The organism is Pseudolabrys sp. (assembly GCF_035943735.1).
Lineage (GTDB): Bacteria > Pseudomonadota > Alphaproteobacteria > Rhizobiales > Xanthobacteraceae > Pseudolabrys.
This window is the reverse complement of record NZ_DASZBV010000019.1, coordinates 185,842-210,291: the sequence shown is the minus strand read 5'-3', so window position 1 is coordinate 210,291 and position 24,450 is coordinate 185,842. Positions and strand designations below refer to the sequence as shown.

The following is a 24,450-nucleotide window of genomic DNA, read 5'->3' as shown; positions in this document are numbered from 1 at the left end:
GGCGGCCGACCGATCACTGGGCGATGCTTAGCGGTGCAAGGGCGCGTGCAGGTCTGCGCGCTCGACCGTGCGAGGGCTGGCCAAAGCGCTGGCCGAAACGAGGAACACCAGTGCGCCGACGATCCAGTGGTCCCAGGCCGCGTCGGAGGCGCGGGCGGCGAAGCCGAGCACCCACGGCGCGACGAAGATCCAGACGCCAAGCCACAAGTTGAACCACTTCTGGCCGCTCACCATGCGGTGTCCCATCGCTGTCAGCGCGACGAGGAACACGATCACGCTCAGCACCCACGCATTCCACGCGGCGATGGTGGGCGCGCCGGCCGCGGCCGTGCCGGCGTAGCCGAACTGCAGCACCCATGGCGAAATGAAAAGCCAGATCGCCAGGATCAGATTGGCCGGGTCCTGCCAGCGCGCGGCGCGACCCGGCGGACGCGGCGTACCTGTGTTTGCATAGGTCATGATGACCTCCTTTGGTTTGAAGGTGATCGGATCGCGCGCCGTTGATGCGTCTTATGCGAGTTGCGAATTGGGGGCGCCGAACCGTGCCGGCATGACGCGGCATTCGGGTCGTCAGCGGCGGACGCGCCGATCGCTCATGGGATCAACGCGAAGACGCGGCGGTGCGTTCCTGTGCGCAAAATGAACTTGCGGACACATGCAGCGTACCGAGGAACACGGATGGCGATTGCAGCACGCTTGATCTCGCTCCGCCTTTGAGGCCCACTGCGCGTCGGCATTTTGTCGCATCGCCGACGATTTCATTTTGCGAAAGAACGGTCGGGGCGCGAGCCCGGGACCAAAAAGGGGAGGCTAGATCACGATGCCTGCACGTATCACCCGCCGCCACGCGCTCATGGCCATTTCCGCGGCGGCGCTGGCGAGCCGCGCCGCCCGGGCGGCGGGCTATCCGGATCGCACCATCACCCTGGTCGTGCCCTACAGCCCGGGCGGCGGCACCGACATCGCCGCGCGCCTCGTCGCGCCAGAACTGCAGAAGATTTTGAAGCAGACCGTCGTCGTCGTGAACAAGCCCGGCGCGGGCTCGATCATCGGCGTCGAGTATGTGGCGCACGCGGCGCCCGACGGTTACACGCTGCTGTTCACGGCCGGTGACGGCATGGTCATGGATCCGGCCATGTACAAAAGCCTGCCTTACGACACCAATCGCGATTTCCTGCCGATCACAGACGTCGTCACATTCCCGCTCTTCGTGATCGTGAAGGGGGATTCGCCGATCAAGACGATCAAGGACCTAGTTGCCTACATCAAGGCGCACCCCGACAAGGCGAACTATGCGTCGTCGTCCAGCGTCTTCTGGCTGGCCAGCGAGTTGTTCGCGCAGCAGGCCGGGCTCAATGCCACGCGCGTGCAATACAAGGGCGCCGGCAACATGGTCAGCGCTGTCCTGACCGGCGAGGTGCTGTTCGCCATTGCGAGCCCGCCGCCGGTCGTCGGGCAGGCGAAGGCCGGCGCGGTGCGCATTCTCGCCACCACCGCGCCACATCGGCTGCCCGCTTTCCCCGATGTGCCGACGATGGCCGAGGCCGGCGTTGCCGGCGTCACGGTGGTCGACTGGAGCGGTGTCTGGGCGCCGGCGGGGACCTCGCTCGAGATCGTCGCCACGCTGAACAAGGCGGTGCGGCAGGTGCTGGCGATGCCCGAGTTTGCCGAGAAGACGGCGCGCATCAACGTGACGCCGGCCGGCGCGTCGGAAGCCGACTTCAAGAAGCTGATCACGTCCGAACTGGCGATGTGGAAGGGCGTGGCGGAGAAGGCGCACATCTCGCTGACGCGGTGATTGTCGCCGCTTTGTGACAGCGCGGCCGGAACATTCCGGCCGTCGCGGCGCGGCTGCGCGCGGAACATCGCGCACGCAAATACTTCGGAACGCGTCCGGGATTGCGGATGTTGCTGGTGGCAGGGGCACCCCCTCTCGTCACCGGAGCATCCGTCATGAAACTCGCAGCACTCGCGCTCGCCTCGACAGTCGCCCTCGCCATCGGCTGCGCGCAACCCGTCTTGGCGCAAACGCAGGACCAGACCGGCGCCGGCAACCAGCCTTACGCGCAGGACCGGTCGGACACGGACAATGGCAACGCCACCACCGGCGCCAATACCGACGAGCAGAACGGGACCTGGCGCGACGACAACGGCGAGCGGGAAGGCGGGCGCGGCGATCGCCAGTGGAACGAGCGGCGCATGGGCATGGGGCCTATGACGGGGCGCCGGCATCAGATGATGATGAACGCGATGGGCGGCGCGCATTTCCACTTCGCCCGCGGCAAGGCCCGCATTGACATCCGCTGCCCGGCGCAGGCCAATCTGCAGGCCTGCGTGCATGCGGCGACGGAGCTGCTCGACAAGATCGCCGAGTTGCAGCACGGCGGCGACAACACCACCGGCTCGGCGACCGGGAACAACGGCCGGACCAACGGCTCGGGTCTCGGCCGGGAACAGAACGATCAGGATGACGCCACACCCGGTGCCGTGACGCCCGGCAGCGACAATCCGCGGACGCCCGCCGTCCCCGGCGACCGCATGTAGGACTGCTTATGCACTAGCTGTCCGGGCGGCGCGCGACGATGCGCCGCCCGGTTGGCTGGATTGTGATTGCGAAGGCGCGCGGCGCACGCCTAAATCTTCTTCATCAACATCCCGTACCAGACATAATCAGGATCGACGGTGAACGTGTGTTTCCCGGCCTCGTGCGCCGCGTTGAAGAAACCCGACAGGCTGGTGAAGCGGTTGAGATTGACCTGGACGAAATCGGATACGCCGTGCGAGACCAGACGCTCCTTGCCGTCCCAGGCCACGAGCTGATTGTTCTCGCCGCGGCCTTTGAGCTGCAGCAACTGGAAGACGGCCCAGACGGCGAACGTCTTTTCAAAAAGATAGGATTGCTGCGGGAAGAAGTTGAACCAGAACACCGACTCGTCCGTCAGCGAGAAGTGCTCCCCGAGATGCCAGTGATCCGGCGCGTCGCCGGACGGGAAGCTGAACGGATAGGCCGACGACTGCGGCTCGACGTGGTACACGCCTAACTGAGCGAAACCGGTCCCCTTGAGCCGGTCGAACGCGGCCGCAATGACGGCGTCGGACCCGATGGCGTAGTGGACGAAGCATTGCTTGTTCGCGGGAACGTTTTTCTCCCAATAACCCATGTGCCGCTCGAGAACGTCCCGAAACTTGCGGCCGGCGATCAGTTGCACGAACAGACTGTGCGATTCGTCAAAGGCGCGAATGACATCCGGAATCGACAGCCGCTTGAACAGCGCATAGCTGGCGGGCATTCCCTCGAGACGCCGCGGTACGTCGGCGAAATCGACCGCCAGCAGGACTTTCTGGGTGTAATCAAATTGTCTATTCATAAGCGCTTTCCTCCGCGGCTCGTTTGATATTTCAAGGCGGCCATCGCGCGTCACGTCTCATGCGCTCGCCGCATGGCTACTTGGTGCGCCCCCGGTCAATTTGGTCGCCGGGGTACGTTCATCGTCAAGTGGATTCGCCACATACAATTCGTGCGATGTTTGTTCGGAGCGAGAAAGATGCGGCGCGACGGACGCGCGTCAGGCTTTGCCGCGTCCGCGATACCCGGAGCGACGTTTCGGCTCCGGCCGGCGGCGGTTCGCGCGGCGTTCGCAGATGCCGGGCAAACCGGGCGAGCGGATGCAACGGACTTCATGCACAGGGCCGGCGTCCGGCGGGCGTGCGCGGCCCGCGCGCCTGTGCTAGATCGGAGCCGCAGCGGTTCCGTAGCTCAGCTGGATAGAGCAGCGGTTTCCTAAACCGAAGGTCGGAGGTTCGAATCCTCTCGGGACCGCCAGCCAACAAGAAGAAGAGGGGCCTGTCCGACAGCCGCCGCCATCAACAGCGGCCGCTACGCGCGAGCGGAACGTCGACCCTCCTGGAAAAAACGCGGGAGGACGTGATGGCGGGCCTGACTCAAAGCTATACCCAGGGTGCTTCCGCCGTTCCGCTGATCGGCGACACCATCGGCGTCTATTTCCAGAAGGCGGCCGAGCGTTGGGCCGACTGCGCGGCGCTGATCGTGCGGCACCAGGACGTGCACTGGACCTATCGCGAGCTCAACGCGCGCGTCGATGCCTTCGCCGCCGGCCTGCTGGCGTTGGGTCTCGCGCCCGGTGATCGCGTCGGCATCTGGTCGCCGAACAATTCCGAGTGGGTAATCACCCAGTTCGCCACCGCCAAGGCCGGGCTGATCCTGGTCAACATCAATCCCGCCTATCGCACGTTCGAGCTCGACTACGCGCTCAACAAGGTCGGTTGCAAGGCGCTCGTTACCGCTGATCGCTTCAAGAGCAGCGACTATGTCGGCATGCTGCGCGAACTGATGCCGGAGATCGGTCGCGCGGCGCCGGGTGAATTACGCGCCGCGCGCGTGCCATCGCTGCAGACGCTGATCCGCATCGGCGCCGACACGGTCGATGGCTTCCTCCGCTTCGACGACGTCGCCGCGCTCGCCGGTGACGCGCATCGCCAGATACTGGCCGAGCTGCAGCCGAAGCTGCAGTTCGACGACGCCATCAACGTCCAGTTCACCAGCGGCACGACCGGCGCGCCCAAGGGCGCGACGCTGACGCATCACAACATCCTCAACAACGGTTTCTTCATTGGCGAGGCGCAGCGCCTCACCGAGCACGATCGTGTCTGCATCCCGGTGCCGCTCTACCATTGCTTCGGCATGGTGCTCGGCAACCTCGCCTGCATCACGCACGGCGCGGCCATGGTCTATCCCGGCGAGGGCTTCGATCCGCTCACCACCCTCGAGGCGGTGGAGGCGGAGAAATGCACGGCGCTGTACGGCGTGCCGACCATGTTCATCGCCGAGCTCGGGTTGCCGGACATGAAGCGGTTCGATCTGTCGAACCTGCGCACCGGCATCATGGCCGGCTCGCCGTGCCCGATCGAGATCATGCGCCGCTGCGTCAGCGAAATGAATATGAGCGAGGTGACGATCGCCTACGGCATGACCGAGACCAGCCCGGTGAGCACGCAGACCTCGTTCGACGATCCGCTCGAGCGCCGCGTCAGCACCGTCGGCCGCGTGCATCCGCACGTCGAGGTCAAGATCGTCGATATGGACGGCCGCATCGTTCCCGTCGGCATGCCCGGCGAATTATGCACGCGCGGCTATTCGGTCATGCTCGGCTACTGGGACGATCCCGAACGCACCGCCGAGGCGATCGATGCGGCGCGCTGGATGCACACCGGCGATCTGGCCACCATCGACGCCGAGGGCTACGTCAACATCGTCGGCCGCATCAAGGACATGGTGATCCGCGGCGGCGAGAACGTCTATCCGCGCGAGATCGAGGAATTCCTCTTCCGCCATCCGAAAATCGAGGCGGTGCAGGTGATCGGCGTGCCCGACGTGAAATACGGCGAGGAGCTGTGCGCCTGGGTCAAGCTCAAGGTCGGCATGACGGCGACGCCGGCGGAGATCCAGGAGTTCTGCAAGGGCCAGATCGCCCATTACAAGATCCCGCGCTACATCAAATTCGTCGATGGTTTTCCGATGACCGTCACCGGCAAGGTGCAGAAGTTCATGATGCGCGATCAGATGGCGCAGGAGCTGCAGCTCAAGGAACAGGCGACCGCGTAAGCGGCCGCGGTCCTCATACGGTGATGTAGACCTTCTCGTTCTCCAGCGTCACCGGATAGGTCCGCACCGGAACGGTGCACGGCGCCAGCACCGGCTCGCCGGTGCGCACGTCGAACTGCCCCTGGTGGAAATCGCACTCGATGACGCAGTCGTCGAGGAACCCCTCCGACAGCGAGCCGGGCCCGTGCGTGCACTGGTCGTCGGTGACGTAGAACGTCCCGTCGACGTTGAACACCGCGAGCGTGAGGTCGCCGGCTTCCACCTTCAAGGCCGAGCCGGGTGCGACATCGTCGATCGCGCACAGTTCGAGCCGGGTGCCGGCGGGGGAACTCGTCTCGCTCATCAGGGACGATCCTTTCGCAGGAAAACGTGAATGCGCCTGCTCAGTATCACGGTTCCCATGGCGGTCAAGCGCGCGTATGCTGCCGCCGATTTCGGCAATTGCTACGGGTGATCCATCGATGTTGCGCAAGGAACAGAACGACCTTCTCACGCAGACCGGCCCCGGCACGCCCGGCGGCGCCTTCTTCCGCAGCTACTGGTTACCGGCGCTGCTGGCCGAGGAGCTGCCCTCCAACGACTGCCCACCGGTGCGGGTCAAGCTGCTGTCGGAGCGGCTGCTGGCGTGGCGCGACTCGCAAGGCCGCTACGGCCTGATGGACGAGTTCTGCGCCCACCGCGGCGTCTCGCTCTGGTTCGGCCGCAACGAGGAGGCCGGCCTGCGCTGCCCCTACCACGGCTGGAAATACGACATCACCGGCCAGTGCATCGACGTGCCGTCGGAGCCGGCCGATAGCGGCTACTGCCAGCGCATCAAGCTGAAGTCCTACCCGCTGATCGAGCGCGGCGGCATCCTGTGGACCTATATGGGCCCGCCGGACAAGCAGCCGCCGCTGCCGGAATACGAGATCGTGCACGTGCGGCCGCAGCAGCGCTTCGTCGCCAAGCGGCTGCAGGAGTGCAACTGGCTGCAGGCGCTGGAAGGCGGCATCGACTCCAGCCACGTGTCGTGGCTGCATCGCGGCGAGCTCAACACCGACCCGCTGTTCAAGGGCTCGCGCGGCAACCAGTACAATCTCAATGACTCGCGCCCGGTTTTCGAGGTCGTCGAGAATCCCGGCGGCCTCTACATCGGCGTGCGCCGCAACGCCGAGAACAACAATTATTATTGGCGCATCACGCCCTGGGTGATGCCCAGCTACACGATGATTCCGCCGCGCGGCAATCATCCGGTGCACGGCCATTTCTGGGTGCCGATCGACGACGAGAACTGCTGGGCCTGGAGCTTCGACTATCACTCGACCCGCGACCTCACCGAGACCGAAGTGCAGGCGATGCAGGACGGCAAGGGCATCTACGTGAAGTTCGTGCCCGGCTCGTATCGGCCGCTCCAGAACAAGGACAACGACTACCTCATCGACCGCGAGGCGCAGAAGGCCGGCCGCTACTACAGCGGCGTCGAGGGCATCGCCATGCAGGACGCCTCGCTGCAAGAGAGCATGGGACCGGTCGTCGACCGCACCAAGGAGAACCTCGTCTCCACCGACAACGGCATCATCATGGCGCGGCATCGCATGCTCAAGGCGGTCAAGGCGCTGATGGACAAGGGCACGGTGCCGCCGGGCGTCGATCCGGCGCACCAGCGCGTGCGTTCGGCCGCGGTGATCCTTGGGCCCGACCAGCCGTTCAACGAAGGCGCGCGCGAGGCGCTCACGGTGCGTGACGGCGTCGCGCACGCATCGGTGTGAGGCGCACGGCATGCTTAGTGAAAGCGCGCGCGCCACGACGCGGGAAGAGCAGCGCTTCCGCATCGACGCGCCGAACTCGAAGGCGCGCGCAATCAAGGTGATCGCACTCGATCGCGCCAGCGAAACCGTGCTGCGCCGGCTGGCGCAGCAGCCCTGGCGCAGCGCCGCCTTCATGACGGTGCTGAACAAGCAACCGTCGGCGCAGCCGGTCGGCGGCTGGCTCGCCGATCTTGCTGGCGAGACGATGAGCCTCATCGAGCAGATCCGCTCCGCCGACGTGGTGGTGACGCTGTCGAGCGCCGGCGAGAATTCCGAAATGGCCGGCGTCGTCGCCGAGGCCTGCCGGGCGCAGGGCAAGCAGATGACCGCGCTCATTCTCGACGCCGCCGGCGCGCCGGAGGCGAGCCTCCTGAAGACTTTGGTGCCGCTGCGGCCCTGCGCCTCGATGCTTGTCGTCGCCAGTGGCGAGGAATATGTCGAAGCGATGCTGACCGCTTTGCGCGCGTGACCGCCATGCAGCCTATTGTTGCCATCGCCACCGGCGATCCCGCCGGCATCGGACCCGAGCTCAGCCTGAAGGCCGCGCTCGACGATCGCGTGCGCGGGTTGTGCCGGCCGCTGCTGGTCGGCGATCCCGACGTGGTCGCGCGGCAGGCCAAGAGCTGCGGTATCGGCGCCGATATCCGCGTGGTCGATGACGTCGCTGCGGCCGCCAATTCCAATGGTGGCGTTACGCTGCTCGCGTGCCGTGCGCCGGACGCCGCCGAGATCGCCTTCGGCGCCAACAGCGCGGCGAGCGGCCGCGCCTCGCTCGCCGCGGCCAGCAGCGCGATCAAGGCGGCGCTGGCCGGCAAGGTCGACGCCGTCGTCGCGGCGCCGCAGAACCAGACCTCGATCTCGCTCGCCGGCATCGAGTTCGACGGCTACCCGTCCTTCGTCGCGCGCGAGACCGGCCTCAGCCGCGACGACGTCTATCTGATGCTCTGCTTCGGCGAGATGAAGATCGTGCATTGCACGCTGCATGCGAGCGTGCGCGAGGCGATCGGCCTGATCACGCGCGAGCGCGTCGGCCACGTCATCGCCGTCGCCGACCGCACGCTCAAGCGGCTCGGTATCGCCGAACCGACGATCCATGTCGGCGGCCTTAATCCGCATGCGGGCGAGGGCGGACTGTTCGGTCGCGAGGAGATCGAGATCATCAAGCCGGCCATGGAGGACGCCAAGGCCGCCGGCATCCGCGTCGCCGGACCGTTCGGCGCCGACACCATGTTCCACAAGAAGGGCGTCGACGCCTTCATCGTCATGCTGCACGACCAGGGGCACATCACCGCCAAGCTGCTCGCGCGCAACGCCACGGCGGGCCTGGCCATCGGCAGCCCGATCCTGTTCTCGTCGGTCGCGCACGGCAGCGGCCACGACATCGTCGGCAAGGGCGTGGCCGATCCGACGGCGATGATCGAAGCCGTCACGCGTCTGGCGAATGCTGGGGCTGCGCGCGCGGTCGCTTGAGCTTCGTCGCGCGCGCGTGCCACACTCCGGATGCGCACATAAGTTTTTCACCTCGTAAAATTGCCCGGGCCCTCGACGGCCGCGGCTGCGGAGGAAACATCCATGCCGTTCCAGATCACGCGCGCCGGCGCGCTGCGCCTCGTTGCCGGCTTTGCCGCGCTCGTCGCGTTCGGTCCCGCCGCGCCGTCATACGCAGCCGGCTATCCGGATCATCCGATCACCCTGGTCGTCGCCTTTACGCCAGGCGGCCCGAGCGACGTGCTCGCCCGCATCGTCGGCAAGAAGATGAGCGAACTGCTCGACGTGCCGGTCGTCATCGAGAACAAGCCGGGCGCCGGCGGCAACATCGCCGGCGAATACACGGCGCACGCCAAGGCGGACGGCTACACGCTGCTGATGGGCAATAACAGCATCCTCGCCACCAACGAGAGCCTGTACATGAAGCTCAACTACAAGCCGGAGACCGACTTCGCGCCGATCACCTTGATCGGCACGCAGGCCAACATCCTGGTGGTCAATCCGAAGGTGCCGGCGCACTCGCTCAAGGAGTTGATCGCGCTGTGCAAGGCGCAGCCGGGCAAGATCAACTTCGCTTCATCCGGCTATGGCGCGGCGGCGCATCTCGCCGGCGAACTGTTCAAGACGGACGCCAAGGTCGACATCGTGCACGTGCCCTACAAGGGCGCGGCGCCGGCGTTGCAGGACGTGATCGCCGGCAGCGACCAGATGATGTTCGCCACCGCCGCCTCGGTGATCGGCCACATCAAGGCCGGGCAGGTGCGGGCGCTGGCGGTGACCACGCTCAAGCGCACGGCGATCCTGCCGGACCTGCCGACCATGGACGAGGCGGGCCTGAAAGGCTTCGAGGCGAGCACCTGGCACGGTCTCGTCGCGCCGGCCGGCACGCCGTCCGACGTTCTTGCCAAGCTGCACGATACTGCGGTGAAGGCGCTGCACGACCCGGAGGTGAGGACGTCGCTCGGCCGCCTCGGCGTCGATATCGTCGGCGACACGCAGGCCGAGTTCGCCGCCTACATCAAATCCGAGATTCCGAAGTGGACGGCGATCGTGAAGGCCTCCGGCGCCACGATGAGCCGTTAGCGCGCGCCCGCCTTGTAGAAGGCGGCGGCGTCGGTGGTGAAAGCCTTGCGCGACTGCGGATCGAGATAGACCATGTGGCCGCCGCGATAGGTCTTGAACTGCACGCGGCCGGGCGGATCGCTCGGCGGCAGGTGGTCGAGCACATAGCGCGCCGCCGCGTAAGGCGTGACCAGGTCGGACAGGCCGCTGGCGACCAGCAGCCGGAAGTGCGGTGACAGCGACAGCAGCACACGCAGGTCGCTGTCGATGCCGGCTTCGGCGCGGCCGGTGCCCCAGTCCCAGTGGCCGGTCACGTCATTGGCGAGCAGCTGATAGGTCATCTCGGTCTTGAAGCCGAGCTCATTGCGCGCATAGGCGGAAAACGCGCCGCCATAGGCGCGCGCGACGCCGTCGAGGATCGGGTCGGGCCCGTGCGGCGCGCGTTGCTCCGGGAAAGGATCGTCGACCGCGTAAGCCGCGTCGTAATGGCTGACGATCTTGCCCGCGTGCAGCGTCTTTACGTAGTTGCCGGTGACGAAACCGCGCTGCTGCGCGATGGCGTCGGCGGGCAGTCCGGTGACCTTGGCGATCCGCTCATAGAACGCCTTGGCCGCATCGGCCGAGAGCGGCGGACCCGCGAGCGTCGTCAGATAATCGCCGAGCGCGAATTTCTCCGCCGCCGCCAGGTTCTGCGGCGTCAGCGCGTTGGTTGCTTCCAGATGCGTGGCGGCGAGCGACGGCAATTCGAGCGCCGCGCGCAGCGCCGACTGCTCGTCGCCGAAGGTCAGCCAGCCTTCCAGCAGCGGCGACAGCATGACGATGCCGTTGGTGATGATGCCCTGCTGGCGGCGCAGCGCGTTGGCGACCTTGGCGGCGCGGAAGCCGCCATAGCTTTCACCGAGCAGATAGAGCGGCGACTGGGCGCGATTGTTGCCGGACACGTAGAGCGCGATCGCCTTGGCCATCGAGTCGGCGTCGCTGCGCACGGTCCAGAATTTCTTGGCGTCGTCCGCCTTGGCGGCGCGGCTCCAGCCGGTGCCGATCGGGTCGATGACGACGAGGTCGGTGAAGCGCAACCAGGTGTCCGGATTGTCGACGAGCCTGGCGCTTTCGGGATCGCGCGCCTGCGGTCCGAGATCGAGACGGCGGGGGCCGACGAGGCCGAGATTGAGGAATGCGGAGGCCGCGCCCGGCCCGCCGTTGAAGACGAATGTCAGCGGCCGGTTCGCGCCGCCGTTCTTGGCGACGTAGGCGACGTAGAAGATCGAGGCGATGTGGTCGCCCGACGGGTCGTAGAAGGGCAGAGTGCCGGCGGTGGCGGTGTAGGCGAGTGGGCCGCCGGCGGTGTCGAGCGTGTGCTCGGTGACCGAATTGCCGGGCAGCAGCCGCAGCAGGCCCTGGCCCGCGGGTTGCGCCTGATGCTGGCGCGCAGGCGCGACGTCGTGTTGGTCGGGCTTCGGCTGGGCGCTGGCGCTGCCGATCGTGGCGGCGAGGAGAACGGCGAGCGCGAGACGTGCGACGGAGCTCATTGGCAGCGACACTCCTGAACGGCGATGCCCCCGACGAATGCGCCCCGCGGCCGGAAACATGCCGGCCGGTCATGAATCTCAGCGGCGGCGGAAGTTCGGCCGGCGTTGCTGCGGTGAGGCGCTCGGTGCGTCGCCTTTGTGGCGGAAGCTGATGCGACCGCGGCCGAGGTCGTAAGGCGACATTTCCACGATCACGCGGTCGCCGACGCCGGTACGGATGCGGAATTTGCGCATCTTGCCGGCGGTATAGGCCAGCACCTCGTGTCCGTTGTCGAGCTTCACACGGAAGTTGCCGTCCGGCAGGACTTCCGTGACCGTTCCGTCGAAATCCAGCAATTCTTCCTTCGCCATCCAGTCGTCTCCAAAGGGGCCGGGAGCCGGCCGCGCCAAAGCCTTTCGAAAACCGGTTCCCGCCTCCGGGTCAAGCCCGAAGGCGGGTTATTGTCAGGATCGTGTCTTACCGGGGCGCGCGCTGGCCGGCATTACGGTGCGGCCGCCCGCCCTGGCGCTGCATGAAACTAACACTTCCGAAGTCCTTTGGCTCGCCCTTCCCATGGTCCTGCTGGGCGTGCGGACGCTGGCCTCGCGGCTGGCCACCCTTGTGAGGATGCTGATCGGCGTGGGCCTTGTGGGGACGCGCCTCGGCGTGGCCGTGATGGCCGCGCGGTTCGCCCTGGCCGTGATGGCCGCGCCGGTCGTTGCCGCCGCGCTTGTGCGGGTGGCCGTTACGGTTCCTCGGGGCGCGGTGCTCGGTGGCCTCCTGCTGCACCGGCTTGCCGGTGCGGCGGTCGCTCGCCGGGATCGACATGCGGATCAGCCGCTCGATGTCGCGCAGATAGCCGCGCTCCTCGTGGTCGCAGAACGAGATGGCGATGCCCTCGGCGCCGGCGCGCGCGGTGCGGCCGATGCGATGGACGTAGCTCTCCGGCACGTTCGGCAGGTCGTAGTTGAACACGTGGCTGACGCCATCGACGTCGATGCCGCGGGCGGCGATGTCGGTCGCGACCAGAGTGCGCAGAGAGCCGTCACGGAAAGCGGCGAGCACGCGCTCGCGCTGGTTCTGCGACTTGTTGCCGTGGATCGCCTCGGCGGTGAAGCCGGCGCTCTGCAGCCCGCGCACTACTTTGTCGGCGCCGTGCTTGGTGCGGGTGAACACCAGCACGCGGTCGACCTGCTCGCTCTTGAGCAGTTCTGCCAGCAGCGCGCCCTTGGCCGGCTTGTCGATGTGGATCACGCGCTGCGCGATGCGCTCGACGGTCGTCGCCTGCGGCGTAACAGCGACGCGCGCAGGGTCGCGCAGCATCTGGTCGGCGAGACGCGTGATCTCCTGCGGCATCGTGGCCGAGAAGAAGAGCGTCTGCCGCTCTTTCGGCAGCATGGCGATGATGCGCTTGATGTCGTGAATGAAGCCCATGTCGAGCATGCGGTCGGCTTCGTCGAGCACCAGCACTTCGAGTTGGTTGAGCGTGACGGCGCGTTGATTGACGAGGTCGAGGAGACGGCCGGGCGTTGCGACCAGCACCTCGACGCCGCGCGACATGGCCCGGACCTGCCGGTTGATCGGCACGCCGCCAATGGCGAGCTCGATGGCGAGCGGGCGAATATGGCGGCCGTAGGCGCGGAAGCTGTCGGCGATCTGACCGGACAATTCGCGCGTCGGCGAGAGCACCAGCACGCGACAGGCCTTTTGCGCCGGGCGCACGCGCTTGTTGATGAGGTGGTTGAGGATCGGCAGCGCGAAGGCCGCGGTCTTGCCGGTACCGGTCTGGGCGATGCCGATGACGTCGCGCTTCGCGAGGGCGAGCGGGATGGTCTGGTCCTGGATCGGGGTAGGGGTGACGTATTTTTCTTCCGTGAGGGCGCGGAGGATCGGCTCAGCGAGGCCGAAATCGTTAAAGGAGGTCAAAAGAGAACTTTCTTATACGGCGAAGCGGCCGTCCCACGGTCGTGGGCGGCGGAATCGCGGGGTTTGAGACATCCCGCGTTGCCAGGGTTGTCGGTCGTTCGGAAAACGGATGGGCGGGGCGAAATTCGTGTAATCGAGCTTCGTGCACGCGGCCCGCAACCCGAATGGACCGGGTCGAATCATCCGCACGCCTCATATGACAGCGACGGAAGGCCTTTTCAAGGCACCGGTAGTCGATTGTTCCGTTCAGGATGAACAAATCGCTCCTTTGGACCCGTTTTTCGCAGCCGCAGGCATGCCGAACCCCCGATTTACAACGCGGCTCGGATCGGGGATTGTCCCGCGCCTGTAGCACAAGAAACGCCCCGCGTTACCTATCCCGGAGCCGCCGCATGTCGTTCCCCAGGGCTTCCCAGGCCCTTTCCCGCTTTACCGTCCTCGATCTCACCCGCGTCCGTTCCGGCCCGACCTGCGTGCGGCAACTGGCCGACTGGGGCGCCAACGTCATCAAGATCGAGACGCCGCCGCACCTGGAGAAGGGCGAAGGACCGGGCGGCCCGCGCGACAATGCCGACTTCCAGAACCTGCACCGCAACAAGCGCTCGATGACGCTCGACCTCAAGTCAAAGCAGGGCATCGCCGCCTTCAGGCGCATGGTCGAGAAGGCCGACGTCGTGGTCGAGAACTTCCGCCCCGACGTGAAGGACCGCCTCGGCATCAATTACGAGGACCTCAAGAAGATCAACAAGCGCATCGTGCTCGGCTCGATCTCCGGCTTCGGCCAGGACGGCCCGTATCGCGATCGTCCCGGCTTCGACCAGATCGCGCAGGGCATGGGCGGCCTGATGTCGATCACCGGCGAGCCGGGCCGCGGGCCGATGCGCGTCGGCATTCCGGTCGCCGATCTCACCGCCGGCCTGTTTTGCGCCATGGGCATCCTCACCGCGCTCCTGGAGCGCGAGGTGTCCGGCGAGGGCCAGTGGGTCTCGACGTCGCTGCTGCAGGCTCAGATCTTCATGCTCGATTTCCAGGCCGCCCGCTGGCTGCAGATGCACGAAGTGGCGAAGCAGGCGGGCAACGATCACCCAACTTCGATCCCGACCGGCGTGTTCAAGACCAAGGACGGCTACATCAACATCGCCGCCGCCGGCCAGGTGATCTGGGAGCGCACGTGTCAGGCCCTCGAGGCGCCGGAGATGTTCACGCGCGAGGATTTCAAGACCGGCGCGCTGCGCTCGAAGAACCGCGTGGCGGTCAACGAAGCGATCAACAAGATCACCGTCAACAAGACCAGCGCCGAATGGATCGACATCTTCAACACGACCGGCGTGCCGTGCGGCCCGATCAATTCGATCGACCAGGTGTTCGCCGACCCGCAGGTCCAGCATCTCGGCATGGCCATCGCCGGACACAAGGCTGACGGCAGCGAGCAGTTGTTCGTCGCGCAGCCGTTCAAGATGTCGCGCACGCAGACGAAGATCGCCGCGGTGCCGCCGAAGCAGGGGCAGCACACCGACGAGGTCCTCAAGGAGTTCGGCTTCGCCGACAGCGAGATCGCCGAATTGCACAAGGCGCAGGCGGTCTGAAGCGACCCACTCATGCCCGGCCTTGCGCCGGGCATTTTGTTTCGAGACACGAGGAGCGACGGATGCCTCTCACCGACAAGATGCTGTCCCGCAAGGAAGGCGGCATCGGCTATCTGATCTTCAACAACCCCGAGCGGCACAACGCGGTGTCGCTGGAGATGTGGGAGGCAGCCTCGCACTATCTCGAGGACTTCCGCAACGACAGCGCGGTGCGCGTGGTGGTGCTCACGGGCGCCGGCGGAAAGGCCTTCGTCTCCGGCGCGGACATCTCGAAATTCGCGAAGGAGCGCTCCACCAAGGAAGGCATCGACCGCTACAACGTCGCGGTCGATGCGGCCAACACTGCGGTGTTCGAATTCCCGAAGCCGACCATCGCCATGATCCGCGGCTACTGCATCGGCGGCGGCGTCGGTCTGGCGCTCTGCTGCGACATGCGCATCTGCTCGGATAATTCCAAATTCGGCGTGCCGGCGGCGAAGCTCGGCCTCGGCTACGGCTACAAGGGCATCAAGAAGCTGGTCGACGTCGTCGGCCCATCTTACGCCAAGGAGATCTTCTTCACGGCGCGGCAGTTCACCGCCGCCGAGGCGCACGGCATGGGGCTGGTCAACCGCGTGGTGCCGGAAGCCGAGCTCGAGAGCTACGTGAAGAGCTACGCCGAGACCATCAGCAACAATGCGCCGCTGACCGTTGATTCGGTCAAATACATCGTCAGCCAGGTGCTGGCCGACGAGTCGAAGCGCGACCTGCAGAAATGCGCAGATCTGGTCAGCGGCTGCTTCGCCAGCCGCGATTACACCGAGGGCCGCACGGCCTTCATGGAAAAGCGCAAGCCGCAGTTCACCGGAAGCTGAGCTACCGAAGGACACGATGATGGACGCGCAACTGCCGGCCACGGCGCTGGCCGAACAACTGGCGACGCGCATCGCGACGCTGCGGCCCGATGCTCTGCCGGCCGGCGTGCGCGCCAAGTGCGAGGATTTGCTGATCGACGTGGTCGGCCTCTGCGTTACCGCGCGCAACGAGGATTACGTGCAGGCGGTGCTCGCCGGCCTCGACGACGACGGCCCCTGCACCGCGATCGGGCACACGCGCACGCTGACCTCGGCCGGCGCCGCGTTGGTCAACGGCACGGCGACGCACGGCGAGGATTTCGACGACACCTTCGAAGGCGGCCCCGTCCACGCCGGCGCGGTGGTGGTGCCCGCGGTGCTGGCCGCCTGCGAGCGGCACGGCCGCAAGGGTCCGGACGCGATGCTCGGCATCGCTATCGGCTCAGAAGTGATGTGCCGGCTGTCGACCGTGGTGCCGAAGGCGGCGCACAAGGCCGGCTTCCATCCGACCGCGGTGTACGGCGTCATGGGCGCGACCGCCGGCGTCGCCGCCGCGCTCGGCCTGACGCAAAAGCAGACCGTCGACGCGCTCGGCATCGCCGGCTCGATGGCGGCGGGCATCATCGAATATCTCGCCGAAGGCACCTGGACCAAGCGCATGCATCCCGGCTGGGCGGCGCAGTCGGCCATCCGCGCGGCGCTGCTGGCGCGCGCCGGCTTCCTCGGACCGCGCACCGTGTTCGAGGGCGTGCACGGTCTCTTCCACGCCTTCGCGCACACGACCAAGGGAAACTACGACGCGTTGATCGGCGACTTCGCCGAGCGCTGGGTGATCGAGACGCTCGCCTTCAAGCCCTATCCCTGCGGGACGATGGCGCATCCTTACATCGATTGCGCACGGCGCCTTGCGGCGAAGGGCATCAAGCCTTCGGACGTGAAGGATCTCGTCTGCGAGGTCGGCGAAGGCACCGTGCATCGTCTGTGGGAGCCGCTCGCCGCCAAGCGCCGTCCGCAGAACGGCTACGCCGCCAAGTTCGCAACGCCGTTCATCCTCGCGACCGGCTTCGTCAAGGGCGGCGTCGGCCTCGACGCCTTCACCGATGACGCTGTGAAGGATCCGGACGTGCTCGCGCTCGCCGCCAAGGTCAGCTACGTCATCGACCCGAACAATCCCTATCCGAACGCCTTCACCGGCCACATCCGCGCCGTGCTCAACGACGGCCGTGTCGTCGAGGAGCGGCAGCCGCATTTCCGTGGCGGCGCGCAGGAGCCGCTGACGCGCGCCGACCTGGAAGAGAAATTCGTGCTCAACGCCCGCCACGGCGGCTGGGATGCAGCGCGCAGCACCGCGGCGTTGAAGCTTTTGGCGAAACTTTACGACGGCGGAATTGAACTATCCGGACTCAGAGGGTGATGACTGCCACGCAATAGACGGGGGCAAGCTCCCTCTCCCCTGTGGGGAGAGGGTCGGGGTGAGGGGGTTCCTGACTCGATAGTTTGCAACCGCTCACCCGACGCGCTTCGCGCGTCGACCTCTCCTTATGGGAGAGGTGAAGAGAAGCTGCGGCGCATAAGGAGAAATCAATGAGCGAACAGGAACTCGCCGGCAAGGCGGCCATTGTCACCGGTGCCGGCCGCAACATCGGCCGCGCCATCGCGCTGAAGCTGGCGCGCTCCGGCGCCGCTGTGGTGATCAATGCCCGCTCGAACGCCAAGGAATCTGACGAGGTGGTGCGCAGCATCGAGGCGCTCGGCGGCAGGGCGGCGAGCGTGCTGGGCGACGTCGCCGATCCGAAGGTCGCGGAAGCGCTCGCCGCGACGGCGCTCGAACGCTTCGGCCGCATCGACATCCTCGTCAATAACGCGGCGCTCAGACGCGAGAAGTCGATCATCGACATGACCTACGCCGAATGGCGCGAGGTGATGGACGTCACCCTCGACAGCGCCTTCCATTGCGTGAAGGCTAGCCTGCCGGCGCTACGCAAGGATGGCGGCGCCATCGTCAATGTCGGCGGCATGAGCGCGCATATCGGATCGGCCCACCGCGCGCATGTGATGACGGCGAAGGTCGGCCTCGTCGGCTTCACGCGTGGTCTGGCGCACGATCTCGCCGCCGACGGCATCTGGGTCAATTGCGTCGTGCCCGGCGCCATCGACACGCCGCGGCCGCAGAGCTCGCCGAAACCGGCGCATCATCTCACGCACGGCACGATCACCGGCGAGCGCGGCACGCCAGACGACGTAGCGGCGCTGGTGTATTTCCTCTGCACACCGGCCGCGCATTTCGTCACCGGCCAGGCCGTGCATGCCAACGGCGGCGCGTATCTCGGGTCGTAGCTCGCGACGTTCCCCGGGCGCAGCGCAGCAAGAGTGGGTCGCTGTACCGCGTCCGGGACACGGCTCTGAGGGTGGTCGCACCGCCTTGAAAATGCTAATCCAGCTGCCGACGTTGTCCGCGCAAAATGGAGTGCCGCATGTACACCGATCTTGCTCTCTACATCGACGGGAAGTGGCGGAGCGGCGAGGGCCGCAAGGGCGAGGACGTCATCAATCCGGCGACCGGCAAGGCGCTCGCGCATCTGCCGCATGCTAGCAAGGCGGACCTCGATCATGCGCTCGCCGCCGCGGACAAGGCTTTCGCGGTATGGAAATCGACCTCCGCCTATGACCGCTCGAAGATCATGCGCAAGGCCGCCGACCTACTGCGCGAGCGCGCCGACCACGTCGCGCGCGTGCAGACGCAGGAACAGGGCAAGCCGTACCCCGAGTCGCGCGCCGAAGTGCTGACGTCGGCCGACATCATCGACTGGTACGCGGAAGAAGGCCGCCGGGCTTACGGCCGCATCGTGCCCGGCCGGCAGAAGGGCGTGCGCCAGATCGTGATGCAGGAGCCGGTCGGCGTCGTCGCCGCCTTCACGCCGTGGAATTTCCCGACGCTCACCCCGGTGAGAAAAATCGCCGGCGCGCTCGCTGCCGGCTGCACCATCATCATCAAGGCGTCGGAAGAGACGCCCGGCGGCTGCGTCGAACTGGTGAAGTGCTTCGCCGATGCCGGCCTGCCGGCGGGCGTGCTCAATCTCGTGTTCGGCGTTCCGGCGGAAGTGTCCGAGCATCTCATTCCGTCGCCGCTGGTGAAGAAGATTTCGTTCACCGGCTCGATCCCGGTCGGCAAGCATCTCGCCGCGCTCGCCGCCAAGGGCATGAAGAAGGCAACCATGGAGCTCGGCGGTCATTCGCCGGTCGTCGTGTTTGCCGACGCCGATCCGGAGAAGGCCGCCGACGTCATCGCCGCGTTCAAATATCGCAACGCCGGGCAGGTCTGCATTTCGCCGACGCGCTTCTACGTGCAGGAGCAGTCCTATCCGAAATTTCTCGCGCGCTTCACCGAGTACGCCAAGGGCCTGAAACTCGGCGACGGCATGGAGAAGGGCACGGGCATGGGGCCGCTCGCCAATCCGCGCCGGCTCGACGCGATGGAGTCGTTCGTCAACGACGCCAAGGAGCGCGGCGGCAAGATCCAGACCGGCGGCTCGCGGCACGGCAACCAGGGCTTCTTCTTCCAGCCGACGGTGATCACCGACGTGCCGGATGACTCGAAAATCATGACGCAGGAGCCGTTCGGGCCGGTGGCGCCGATCGTACCGTTCAAGACCTTCGATGAAGTGGTCGAGCGCGCCAACTCGCTCGAGTTCGGCCTCGCCGCCTACGCTTTCACCGCGTCGGGCGCCACCGCGACCGCCATCGGCGACGCCATCCAGTCGGGCATGGTCGGCGTCAATTCGGTGGCCATTTCGACGCCGGAGACGCCGTTCGGCGGCATCAAGGAGTCGGGCTACGGCTCCGAAGGCGGCGTCGAGGGCCTGCACGCGTACATGAACACGAAGTTCATCTCGCAGGCGTGAGGCACTGACTCGTGTCCCGGGCGCAGCGCAATAATTAGTGTTGCGCTGCTGACCCGGGACCCCGATTGCTTCTTCAGAAAACTAAGAAAGCTGTTCCGGATCTGCGGCGCACCGCTAACGCGCTGCACCGCGTCCGGGACACGCGCGTCTACTTCGCCGCCAATCCCTTCTGACACGCCTCCCACACCTTCGCGGGTGTCGCCGGCATCTCCATGTGGTCGGCGGCGCCGTTCGGGATCGCGTGCGCAATGGCATTCATCACCGCGGCAATGGCCGCGGTGGTGCCGGCCTCGCCGGTGCCCTTGACGCCGAGCGGGTTTGTGGTCGCCGGCACCGCATGCATCGCCTCGCGAAACTCCACCGGCATGTTGTGCGCACGCGGCATGCCGTAGTCCATGAACGAGCCGGAGACGAGCTGGCCGCTCTGCGGGTCGTAGACGGCGTTCTCGGTCAGTGCCTGGCCGAGCCCGTTGGCGATCGAGCCCTGCACCTGGCCCTCGACCACGATGGTGTCGAGCGGCACGCCGCAGTCGTCGACCGCCGTGTAGGTGGCGAGATCGACGTTGCCGGTCTCCGGATCGATCTCGACCTCGGCGATGTGGCAGCCGTTGGGAAAGGTGAGCGGCGCCTCGGCCTTCTCCTTGCTGTCGAGCGGCTCGCCGATCTCCTTCGCCCGCCGCGCGGTCTCGAACAGCGTCACCTTGCGGTCGGTACCGACGACTTCGAAGGCGCCGTTCTTATACTGGATGTCGCCCTCCGACGCCTCCAGCAGACCGGCGGCAATCTTCTTGCCCTTGCTGACGACCGCGTCGGCCGTAGCGAGGATCGCCGCGCCGGCGCACATCGCCGAGCGCGAGCCCACCGAGGCAAATCCGGTCAGCCCCATCGCGGTGTCGCCGTGTCTGTGCTCGATTTGCGACGGCTGGATGCCGAGCTTCTCGGCCAGGACGCGCGCGAACACGGTGGCGTGGCTCTGCCCGGTCGACTGCACGTTCAGCCCGAGCACCATCTTGCCATCGCCGGGGAAGCCGATCGACGCCGTCTCGGTCGGCATGGCGCCGGCGTGCTCGAGCATACAGGAGACACCGATGCCGCGCAGTTTCTTGCGCTTGGCCGACTCGCGCTTGCGCTTGTTGAAGTTGGCGTAGTCGGCAAGCTCGAGCGCCTTGTCGACGAGTCCGGGGAAATCGCCGCTGTCGTAGACATTGCCGACCGCAGTCTTGCACGGGATCGACGACTTCGGGATCAGGTTCTTTCTGCGCAGCCGCACCGGATCCATCTTCAGAATGCGCGCGGCTTCTTCCACCACGCGCTCGAGCGCGTAGTTCGCCTCCGGTCTTCCGGCGCCGCGATAGGGGCCGATCGGCGCGGTGTTGGAGAAATAGCAGGCTGCCGACACGTCGACTTTGGGAATTCGATACATGCCGGGCAGGCAGCGGGCGAAGTTGTTGGTATTGATGTTGACGCCGGCAACGGAGACATAGGCGCCCTGGTTGCACAGGTGGCGCACGCGCAGCGCCAGGAACTTGCCGCTGTCGTCCAGCGCCAGCTCGGCTTCCGTCACCGTGTCGCGCGCCTGTGTGTCGGTGAGAAACGCCTCCGAGCGGGTCGACTGCCAATGCACCGGCCGGCCGAGCTTGCGCGCGGCGACCAGCACCGCTGCGTATTCGGGGTAGAACGGCGTCTTCATGCCGAAGGCGCCGCCGACATCTTCGGTGATGATGCGCAATTTCTCCGGCGGTACGCCCATGACGGCGGCGCCGGGGCCCTGCAGCGCGAAGGCGCTCTGCGAGCAGGCGTGCAGCGTATAGGCCTCGGCAGCGTTGTCGTAGACGCCGGTGGCGCCGCGCGTTTCCATCGAGGCGACGACCATGCGCTGGTTGACGGCCTTGACGCGCGCGACATGCGCCGCACCGTCGATGATCTTCGCCACCTCGCGCTCGTTGTCCTCGCTCGGCGTCGGGCCAGGCCAGTCGACGCAGAGATTGCCGGGCGCGTCGGCAAAGAGCTGCGTCTTGCCCGCCATCGCGTCGTCGAGCGTGATGACCGGCGTCAGTTCCTCATAGTCGACCTCGACCAGATCGGCGGCATCCTGGGCGCGGCCGACGCTGTCGGCGACCACCATCGCCACCGCGTCGCCGACATGCATCACCTTGTCGCCGGCAAGTGCCGGGCGGAACGGCATCGGCATCTTGGCGCCGCCGCGGCCGACGACCGGCGGATGGCGGGCGACGCTGCCGACTCCGGCCGCGTTCATGTCGGCGGCGGTCAGCACCGCCAGCACGCCCTTGGCCTTGCGCGCGGCATCGGCATTCACGGCCTTCACCCGCGCATGCGCATGCGGCGAGCGGACGAACACTGCGTAAGCCTGGTTCGGCAGCCGCGGGTCGTCGCTGAAATGGCCGAGCCCGCGCACCAGGGCGTCGTCCTCGACGCGGGGCGGACGTTGGGTGCGGGCAGGGCTGGTCGATGACATGCGCGTTTCCGGTCGTGCGTTGACTTGGGGCGCAGAGCCTATCGCAGGTCCGCATGCAGGAAAAAGCCCGTTTTCTCACGGCTTTGCCCAATACCGCAGGAGGAGCGCAGGGGCTTGCGCGCGCGCTCCGGCTGCGGCACTGGAAGCGCGGCCCGCATTCGCGGTGGTTTCAGCTTTCAGGGGATGAAATGAGCAAGGCGCGGACGATCGACACCCACACGCACATTCTCACGCTGGAGACGGCGGCGCTGCTGACCAAAGCCGGCGCCAAGGTGACGATCACGCCGGACGACGCCGAGCTCTCGACGCTCGACGTCAACGGCGTCGTCTACAAGGCCCTCCCCACCGGCGGCTACGACATCCCGCGCCGGCTGAAGGACATGGACGCGACCGGCGTCGATGTGCACGTCCTGTCGGCGACGCCGCAGACCTATCTCTACAATCTGGAGCCGGAGTTGAGCGCCACGATGGCCCGGATCCAGAACGACCAGATGGCGAAGCACGTCGCCGCGCATCCCGACCGCTTCATGGCGATCGCCACGCTGCCGCTAGCGCAGCCGGCCCGCGCCGCCGACGAGCTCAAGCGCGTGATGACCAAGCACGGTTTCAAGGGCGCGATGTTTGCCTCGAACATCAAGGGCATCAATCTCGACGATCCGATGTTCGAGCCGTTGTGGGCCGAGGCCGAGAAGCTCGGCGCATTCATGTTCGTGCACCCGAACAACGTCGCCGGCGCCGACCGGCTGAAGTCGTATTATCTCGGCAACCTGATCGGCAATCCGCTCGACACCACCATCGCCGCCGCCTCGCTGTTCTTCGGCGGCGTCATGGACCGCTATCCGAAGCTGAAAGTCATGCTGGCGCATGGCGGCGGCTTCACGCCGTATCAGGCGCCGCGCTGGGAGCACGGCTGGAAGGTGCGCGAGGAAGCCAAGAAGAACATCAAGACGCAGCCCAAGAACATCGCCGGCCGCTTCCTCTACGACACCATCCTGCACTCGGATAAGACGCTGGAGGCGATGATCGGCCTCGTCGGCGTCGACAAGGTCATGCTCGGCAGCGATTACCCTTACGACATGGCGATGCTCGATTGCGTCAGCCACGTGCGCGGCCTGAAGATCTCCGACGCCGACAAGGCCGCGATCCTCTACGGCAATTTCGAGAAAGTGCTGGCGGGAATTGCAAAATGAACGCTCCCGTGAAGGCGCAACGCATTCCGGCCGCCGCCGTGCGCGGCTTCTGCGCAGACGCCATGCGCAAGGCCGGTGTCCCGGATGCCGACGCCGCCAGGATCGCGGAACTGATGCTCGAAGCCGATCTGATCGGCGCCGACGCGCATGGCGTGTTCCGGCTGCCGCAATACGTGCAGCGGCTGAAGCTCGGCTCGACCAATCCGCGTCCCGATATCAAGGTCGAGCGCTCGGCGCCGGCGACGGCGCTGGTGCACGGCGACAACGGCATGGGCCACCTCGTCGTGTCGCGCGCGGCGGAGACGGCGGTCGAGCTGGCGCGCGAATGCGGCGTCGCCTGGGTCGGCTGCGTGATGTCGGGCCATGCCGGCGCCGCCGGCGTCTACGCCGCGCTGCCGCTGAAGTCCGACATGATCGGCATGTATTCGGCCGTGGCCAACGCCAACCACATGCCGCTCGCCGGCGGCGCCGAGCCGTTGCTCGGCACCAATCCGTTCGCCATCGCCATCCCGGCGGGCGAGGAGCCGCCGGTGGTGCTCGACATCGCCACCTCGATCGTGTCCTACGGCACCATCAAGAACCACCGCCTGCAGAACATGCCGCTGCACGACGACTGGATGATCGATCCGAAGACCGGCGAGGCGATCACCGATCCGCACGAGAGCGCGCACGCGCTGCTGTTGCCGATGGCTGGCTACAAGGGCGCCGGGCTGGCGCTGATGCTCGGCCTGCTCGCCGGCACGCTCAACGGCGCGCTGTTCGGCCGCGACTGCGTCGACTTCAACGCCGAGCCCGACCGCGTCACCAATACCGGCCAGTTCGTGGTGGCGCTCGATCCGTCGCGCTTCCAGAAGCTCGAGCAATTCAAGGCCGAGGTCGACCGCCACGTCCGCTCGCTGCGCAACTCCAAGGCGTTGCCCGGCGAGAGCGTGCGGCTGCCGGGCGATGCGCGCGCCAAGCGCCGCAATGACCGCATGGCAAACGGCCTTGCGCTGCCGCCGGAACTGATGAAGCAGCTCGACGCACTGGCGGCGGAACTTGCGATCGCGCCGCTCGCCGGGCGCTAGC

At 66.6% G+C, this 24,450-nt stretch carries 21 protein-coding genes and 1 tRNA gene; 15 read left to right on the top strand and 7 right to left on the bottom strand.

What is annotated here, in order from left to right; genetic code table 11:
• Nucleotides 1-27: 27 nt before the first annotated feature.
• Entirely contained in the window at nt 28-459 is a 432-nt protein-coding gene (locus tag VGV41_RS13885) for an SPW repeat protein (RefSeq protein WP_326864433.1), read from the bottom strand.
• Between the two features lie 361 nt (nt 460-820).
• Between VGV41_RS13885 and VGV41_RS13880 the strand changes: the two genes are divergently transcribed.
• Both VGV41_RS13880 and VGV41_RS13875 read left to right on the top strand, forming a co-directional pair.
• On the top strand, nt 821-1,798 hold the full coding sequence (locus tag VGV41_RS13880) for a tripartite tricarboxylate transporter substrate binding protein (protein ID WP_326864432.1): 978 nt from the start codon (nt 821-823) through the stop codon (nt 1,796-1,798).
• Nucleotides 1,799-1,953: 155 nt separating this feature from the next.
• A complete protein-coding gene (locus tag VGV41_RS13875) occupies nt 1,954-2,544 on the top strand; it encodes a hypothetical protein (RefSeq protein ID WP_326864431.1) in 591 nt (196 codons plus the stop codon).
• A gap of 89 nt (nt 2,545-2,633) precedes the next feature.
• On the opposite strand, the gene VGV41_RS13870 is transcribed toward VGV41_RS13875, so the two are convergent.
• Entirely contained in the window at nt 2,634-3,422 is a 789-nt protein-coding gene (locus VGV41_RS13870) for a hypothetical protein (RefSeq protein ID WP_326864430.1), read from the bottom strand.
• 324 nt (nt 3,423-3,746) lie between these two features.
• On the opposite strand from VGV41_RS13870, the gene VGV41_RS13865 reads away from it, so the two are divergent.
• Nucleotides 3,747-3,823, top strand: a tRNA-Arg gene (locus VGV41_RS13865).
• A 105-nt stretch (nt 3,824-3,928) separates the two neighbouring features.
• Nucleotides 3,929-5,623, top strand: a complete 1,695-nt coding sequence (locus tag VGV41_RS13860; protein WP_326864428.1) for an AMP-binding protein — start codon at nt 3,929-3,931, stop codon at nt 5,621-5,623.
• A 13-nt stretch (nt 5,624-5,636) separates the two neighbouring features.
• Here VGV41_RS13860 and VGV41_RS13855 read toward each other — a convergent pair whose 3' ends face one another.
• Nucleotides 5,637-5,966: a non-heme iron oxygenase ferredoxin subunit gene (locus tag VGV41_RS13855; RefSeq protein ID WP_326864427.1), complete on the bottom strand. Its 330-nt coding sequence runs from the start codon at nt 5,964-5,966 to the stop codon at nt 5,637-5,639.
• A gap of 118 nt (nt 5,967-6,084) precedes the next feature.
• Here VGV41_RS13855 and VGV41_RS13850 point away from each other — a divergent pair, with 118 nt between their 5' ends.
• From VGV41_RS13850 to VGV41_RS13835, 4 genes are all read left to right on the top strand, one after another.
• Nucleotides 6,085-7,371, top strand: coding sequence for a Rieske 2Fe-2S domain-containing protein (locus VGV41_RS13850; RefSeq protein ID WP_326864426.1), 1,287 nt, complete (start codon nt 6,085-6,087; stop codon nt 7,369-7,371).
• A gap of 10 nt (nt 7,372-7,381) precedes the next feature.
• Complete coding sequence (locus VGV41_RS13845; RefSeq protein ID WP_326864425.1) at nt 7,382-7,879, top strand: hypothetical protein; 498 nt, start codon at nt 7,382-7,384, stop codon at nt 7,877-7,879.
• Between the two features lie 5 nt (nt 7,880-7,884).
• Complete coding sequence (locus VGV41_RS13840; protein WP_326864424.1) at nt 7,885-8,880, top strand: PdxA family dehydrogenase; 996 nt, start codon at nt 7,885-7,887, stop codon at nt 8,878-8,880.
• Between the two features lie 102 nt (nt 8,881-8,982).
• On the top strand, nt 8,983-9,981 hold the full coding sequence (locus VGV41_RS13835; RefSeq protein ID WP_326864423.1) for a tripartite tricarboxylate transporter substrate binding protein: 999 nt from the start codon (nt 8,983-8,985) through the stop codon (nt 9,979-9,981).
• Here VGV41_RS13835 and VGV41_RS13830 read toward each other — a convergent pair.
• The 3 genes from VGV41_RS13830 to VGV41_RS13820 form a co-directional block, all read right to left on the bottom strand.
• Nucleotides 9,978-11,489: a S10 family peptidase gene (locus VGV41_RS13830; protein WP_326864422.1), complete on the bottom strand. Its 1,512-nt coding sequence runs from the start codon at nt 11,487-11,489 to the stop codon at nt 9,978-9,980. The two genes, VGV41_RS13835 and VGV41_RS13830, sit on opposite strands and share 4 nt — an antisense overlap.
• A gap of 78 nt (nt 11,490-11,567) precedes the next feature.
• Nucleotides 11,568-11,840: a translation initiation factor IF-1 gene (infA, locus tag VGV41_RS13825; protein WP_326864421.1), complete on the bottom strand. Its 273-nt coding sequence runs from the start codon at nt 11,838-11,840 to the stop codon at nt 11,568-11,570.
• A gap of 106 nt (nt 11,841-11,946) precedes the next feature.
• Nucleotides 11,947-13,395, bottom strand: coding sequence for a DEAD/DEAH box helicase (locus VGV41_RS13820; protein ID WP_326864420.1), 1,449 nt, complete (start codon nt 13,393-13,395; stop codon nt 11,947-11,949).
• Nucleotides 13,396-13,787: 392 nt separating this feature from the next.
• Between VGV41_RS13820 and VGV41_RS13815 the strand changes: the two genes are divergently transcribed.
• The 5 genes from VGV41_RS13815 (at nt 13,788) to VGV41_RS13795 (ending at nt 19,716) form a co-directional block, all read left to right on the top strand.
• Entirely contained in the window at nt 13,788-14,981 is a 1,194-nt protein-coding gene (locus VGV41_RS13815) for a CoA transferase (protein WP_326864419.1), read from the top strand.
• A gap of 62 nt (nt 14,982-15,043) precedes the next feature.
• Nucleotides 15,044-15,835, top strand: a complete 792-nt coding sequence (locus VGV41_RS13810) for an enoyl-CoA hydratase (RefSeq protein ID WP_326864418.1) — start codon at nt 15,044-15,046, stop codon at nt 15,833-15,835.
• A gap of 19 nt (nt 15,836-15,854) precedes the next feature.
• On the top strand, nt 15,855-17,228 hold the full coding sequence (locus VGV41_RS13805; protein ID WP_326864417.1) for an MmgE/PrpD family protein: 1,374 nt from the start codon (nt 15,855-15,857) through the stop codon (nt 17,226-17,228).
• 170 nt (nt 17,229-17,398) lie between these two features.
• Entirely contained in the window at nt 17,399-18,151 is a 753-nt protein-coding gene (locus VGV41_RS13800; protein ID WP_326864416.1) for an SDR family NAD(P)-dependent oxidoreductase, read from the top strand.
• A gap of 137 nt (nt 18,152-18,288) precedes the next feature.
• The gene (locus VGV41_RS13795) at nt 18,289-19,716 is read left to right on the top strand and encodes an NAD-dependent succinate-semialdehyde dehydrogenase (protein WP_326864415.1); all 1,428 of its coding nucleotides are present in this window, start codon (nt 18,289-18,291) and stop codon (nt 19,714-19,716) included.
• A gap of 148 nt (nt 19,717-19,864) precedes the next feature.
• Here the strand turns inward: VGV41_RS13795 and VGV41_RS13790 are convergent, their stop codons facing one another.
• Complete coding sequence (locus tag VGV41_RS13790) at nt 19,865-22,192, bottom strand: xanthine dehydrogenase family protein molybdopterin-binding subunit (RefSeq protein WP_326864414.1); 2,328 nt, start codon at nt 22,190-22,192, stop codon at nt 19,865-19,867.
• Between the two features lie 188 nt (nt 22,193-22,380).
• Here VGV41_RS13790 and VGV41_RS13785 point away from each other — a divergent pair, with 188 nt between their 5' ends.
• Together VGV41_RS13785 and VGV41_RS13780 are read left to right on the top strand one after the other, a co-directional pair.
• Entirely contained in the window at nt 22,381-23,382 is a 1,002-nt protein-coding gene (locus VGV41_RS13785; RefSeq protein ID WP_326864413.1) for an amidohydrolase family protein, read from the top strand.
• The gene (locus VGV41_RS13780; RefSeq protein ID WP_326864412.1) at nt 23,379-24,449 is read left to right on the top strand and encodes an Ldh family oxidoreductase; all 1,071 of its coding nucleotides are present in this window, start codon (nt 23,379-23,381) and stop codon (nt 24,447-24,449) included. The genes VGV41_RS13785 and VGV41_RS13780 overlap by 4 nt, the downstream gene beginning before the upstream one ends.
• Nucleotide 24,450 lies beyond the last annotated feature (1 nt).

Excerpts from the sequence above, each read along its gene's own strand:
- VGV41_RS13845 (WP_326864425.1), top strand. The coding sequence starts at position 7,382 with ATGCTTAGTGAAAGCGCGCGCGCCACGACGCGGGAAGAGCAGCGCTTC.
- VGV41_RS13840 (WP_326864424.1), top strand. The coding sequence starts at position 7,885 with ATGCAGCCTATTGTTGCCATCGCCACCGGCGATCCCGCCGGCATCGGA.
- VGV41_RS13810 (WP_326864418.1), top strand. The coding sequence starts at position 15,044 with ATGCCTCTCACCGACAAGATGCTGTCCCGCAAGGAAGGCGGCATCGGC.
- VGV41_RS13790 (WP_326864414.1), bottom strand. The coding sequence starts at position 22,192 with ATGTCATCGACCAGCCCTGCCCGCACCCAACGTCCGCCCCGCGTCGAG.
- VGV41_RS13785 (WP_326864413.1), top strand. The coding sequence starts at position 22,381 with ATGAGCAAGGCGCGGACGATCGACACCCACACGCACATTCTCACGCTG.
- VGV41_RS13880 (WP_326864432.1), top strand. The coding sequence starts at position 821 with ATGCCTGCACGTATCACCCGCCGCCACGCGCTCATGGCCATTTCCGCG.
- VGV41_RS13875 (WP_326864431.1), top strand. The coding sequence starts at position 1,954 with ATGAAACTCGCAGCACTCGCGCTCGCCTCGACAGTCGCCCTCGCCATC.
- VGV41_RS13800 (WP_326864416.1), top strand. The coding sequence starts at position 17,399 with ATGAGCGAACAGGAACTCGCCGGCAAGGCGGCCATTGTCACCGGTGCC.
- VGV41_RS13805 (WP_326864417.1), top strand. The coding sequence starts at position 15,855 with ATGGACGCGCAACTGCCGGCCACGGCGCTGGCCGAACAACTGGCGACG.
- VGV41_RS13855 (WP_326864427.1), bottom strand. The coding sequence starts at position 5,966 with ATGAGCGAGACGAGTTCCCCCGCCGGCACCCGGCTCGAACTGTGCGCG.
- VGV41_RS13835 (WP_326864423.1), top strand. The coding sequence starts at position 8,983 with ATGCCGTTCCAGATCACGCGCGCCGGCGCGCTGCGCCTCGTTGCCGGC.
- VGV41_RS13815 (WP_326864419.1), top strand. The coding sequence starts at position 13,788 with ATGTCGTTCCCCAGGGCTTCCCAGGCCCTTTCCCGCTTTACCGTCCTC.
- infA (WP_326864421.1), bottom strand. The coding sequence starts at position 11,840 with ATGGCGAAGGAAGAATTGCTGGATTTCGACGGAACGGTCACGGAAGTC.
- VGV41_RS13860 (WP_326864428.1), top strand. The coding sequence starts at position 3,929 with ATGGCGGGCCTGACTCAAAGCTATACCCAGGGTGCTTCCGCCGTTCCG.
- VGV41_RS13780 (WP_326864412.1), top strand. The coding sequence starts at position 23,379 with ATGAACGCTCCCGTGAAGGCGCAACGCATTCCGGCCGCCGCCGTGCGC.
- VGV41_RS13850 (WP_326864426.1), top strand. The coding sequence starts at position 6,085 with ATGTTGCGCAAGGAACAGAACGACCTTCTCACGCAGACCGGCCCCGGC.
- VGV41_RS13830 (WP_326864422.1), bottom strand. The coding sequence starts at position 11,489 with ATGAGCTCCGTCGCACGTCTCGCGCTCGCCGTTCTCCTCGCCGCCACG.
- VGV41_RS13795 (WP_326864415.1), top strand. The coding sequence starts at position 18,289 with ATGTACACCGATCTTGCTCTCTACATCGACGGGAAGTGGCGGAGCGGC.
- VGV41_RS13885 (WP_326864433.1), bottom strand. The coding sequence starts at position 459 with ATGACCTATGCAAACACAGGTACGCCGCGTCCGCCGGGTCGCGCCGCG.